General features: G+C 64.6%; 4 protein-coding genes. 2 read left to right on the top strand and 2 right to left on the bottom strand.

Annotated elements, in window-relative coordinates; genetic code table 11:
* A partial coding sequence (locus tag WA702_RS26275) for a GNAT family N-acetyltransferase (protein ID WP_425113461.1) occupies positions 1 to 446 on the bottom strand: 446 nt, incomplete at its 3' end.
* 19 nt (positions 447 to 465) lie between these two features.
* The gene (locus WA702_RS26270) at positions 466 to 1,032 is read right to left on the bottom strand and encodes a helix-turn-helix domain-containing protein (protein ID WP_425113460.1); all 567 of its coding nucleotides are present in this window, start codon (positions 1,030 to 1,032) and stop codon (positions 466 to 468) included.
* A gap of 204 nt (positions 1,033 to 1,236) precedes the next feature.
* Between WA702_RS26270 and secG the strand changes: the two genes are divergently transcribed.
* Both secG and WA702_RS26260 read left to right on the top strand, forming a co-directional pair.
* Positions 1,237 to 1,623, top strand: a complete 387-nt coding sequence (gene secG, locus WA702_RS26265; RefSeq protein ID WP_425113459.1) for a preprotein translocase subunit SecG — start codon at positions 1,237 to 1,239, stop codon at positions 1,621 to 1,623.
* A gap of 167 nt (positions 1,624 to 1,790) precedes the next feature.
* The coding region (locus tag WA702_RS26260) for a CTP synthase (protein WP_425113458.1) at positions 1,791 to 2,319 on the top strand (529 nt) is incomplete at its 3' end.

Below are 2,319 nucleotides of genomic sequence, written 5' to 3'. Positions count from 1 at the left end.
ATCCCGGTGAGCTGGAAGCCAAGGCCCTCATAGAGCTGGGACGCTCCGCCGTCGGTGGCGGTGTCCAGCACCAGCAAAGTACGTCCGTGCTCGCAGGCCAGCGCCTCGGCGCGGCGCATCAAGGCGGTCGCGATGCCGCGATTGCGGTGACTGAGGCGCGTCATCATCTTGGCGATCTCGGCGCGGTGCGGCTGGTTCGGCGGCAGGTCGAGCAAGAGTGTCACCGTTGCGACCACCTCCTCACCATCAAAGGCGCCGAGCACGATGCGTTCGCCGCGCCCGGCGGCCGCCAGCGAGCCGCGCCAGAAGCGGTCAGCCACCTCAGTCGGCAGTGGATGCATGAAGCTGACCGAGCCGCCATGGGCGATAGTCTCGACCAGGAGATCGCTGAGAGCGCTGACAATGGCCGGTGTATCGGTCAGCGGGGCGATCCTGATCGCGGACATCTGGTTGAGCTCCTGTCATTTAGGTTCTGGCCAGCGCCACGACATAGCTGCAGGGCGCATCGGTTTCGTTGGCGAAGGTGGTGTCGATCGGGGGCCCGAAGCCGAGGCAGTCGCCCGCGCCGAGCACGTGGCGGTCAGCGCCTTCGGCGATGGTGAGGCTGCCGCTCTGCACCCAGACGAGCTGGCGGATATGGACGTAGGACGAGCTCGGCAGCGTCACGCTGCGGCGCGGCGGCAGCTCCACGGTGACGAGCTCGACCGGATGGTCCGGGCGGCTGAACACCTGCCGGCGCAAATAGCCGGTCTCCGGATCGTGCCATAGCGGTTGCTCGTCGGCCTTGGACAGCCGTTCGCCCTGGCCCTCGGCGCGCAGCATCAGGCCGGCCAAGGTCAGGCCAAAGGCGCTGGCGAGCCTGACCAGGATCACAGCGGTCGGACTGACCTCGGCCCGTTCGATCTTGCTGATCGTGGCTTTCGACACGGCCGAGCGGTCCGCCAGCTCGGCCAGTGACCAGCCGCGGCTCTCGCGTTCCAGGCGCAGGCGGCGGGCGAGACGTTGTCCTAGATTGTCAATTATTTGATCCATTCGTCAATTATAATAGAATCTGCAACTCGGAACAAGATCGTGCGGTTCGCACCATGGCTGCTTGTGAGAACTCGCGGCCGCCTTATCTGCGGGGGTGACAATGCCCGCTATGATCGTGTAACACCGCCCAAATTTCTCCGAGAACCCCGCAAGCCCCAAGCTCGGCCCGTAGTCGGCTGCGTCGGCTTGTGACGGAAGGTCACCATGCAGACTGTCATCGTCGTCGTTCACCTCATGATCGTGTCCGTGTTGATCGGCATGGTGCTGCTGCAGAAGTCCGAAGGCGGCGGGCTTGGCATGGGCGGCGGCGCCGGTTTCATGTCGAGCCGCGGCACCGCGAACCTCCTGACGCGCACCACGGCGATTCTGGCGGCGCTTTTTTTCCTGACCAGCCTGGCGCTGTCCTGGCTCGCCAGCCTCGACCGCAAGCCGGCCTCGATCCTCAACAACGTGCCGAGCCAGTCGCAGCCCGCAGGCGGGGCGACGCCGGTGGCGCCGTCGGCCGGCGGCGGTCTGCTCGACCAGCTCAAGAAGGCGGATGAGCAGCAGAAGCAGGCTCCGGCCGCACCGCAGGCTCCGCAATCGCAATAACGCGGGGGCGTCATGCAGGGGGCGGCTGGCTCCCTGCATCGGAATTTCGCTACCAACCAGCTGATGGTGTTCTTATTTTTCGGTAACCCACAGGCCCGCAGCGCAGGCGCGGCCTTCATGCGATTCGTTTTGGCGAATCGGATCGGCGGCATTAAAGGTAGGGTCCCATGGCGCGGTACATTTTCATCACCGGCGGCGTGGTCTCCTCGCTCGGAAAGGGTCTGGCATCGGCGGCGCTCGGCGCTCTGCTGCAGGCTCGGGGCTACAAAGTCCGCCTTCGCAAGCTCGATCCCTATCTCAATCTCGATCCCGGAACGATGTCGCCGTATCAGCACGGTGAAGTGTTCGTGACCGATGACGGCGCCGAGACCGATCTCGATCTCGGCCATTACGAGCGCTTCACCGGACGTCCGGCGACCAAGCAGGACAACATCACGACGGGGCGCATCTATCAGGACATCCTGACCAAGGAGCGGCGTGGCGACTATCTCGGCGCCACCATCCAGGTGGTCCCGCACGTCACCAATGCGATCAAGGATTTCGTCATCTCCGGCAATGACGACTATGACTTCGTGCTGGTCGAGATCGGCGGCACGGTCGGCGACATCGAGGGCCTGCCGTTCTTCGAGGCGATCCGGCAGCTCGGCAACGATTTGCCGCGCGATCATGCGATCTACATCCATCTGACCTTGCTGC

This window comes from Bradyrhizobium sp., from assembly GCF_049798375.1.
GTDB lineage: Bacteria > Pseudomonadota > Alphaproteobacteria > Rhizobiales > Xanthobacteraceae > Bradyrhizobium.
This window is presented reverse-complemented; position numbering and strand designations above follow the sequence as displayed.

Bases quoted from the DNA above. Each gene is read 5' to 3' on its own strand.
- WA702_RS26270 (WP_425113460.1), bottom strand. From the start codon at position 1,032: ATGGATCAAATAATTGACAATCTAGGACAACGTCTCGCCCGCCGCCTG.
- secG (WP_425113459.1), top strand. From the start codon at position 1,237: ATGCAGACTGTCATCGTCGTCGTTCACCTCATGATCGTGTCCGTGTTG.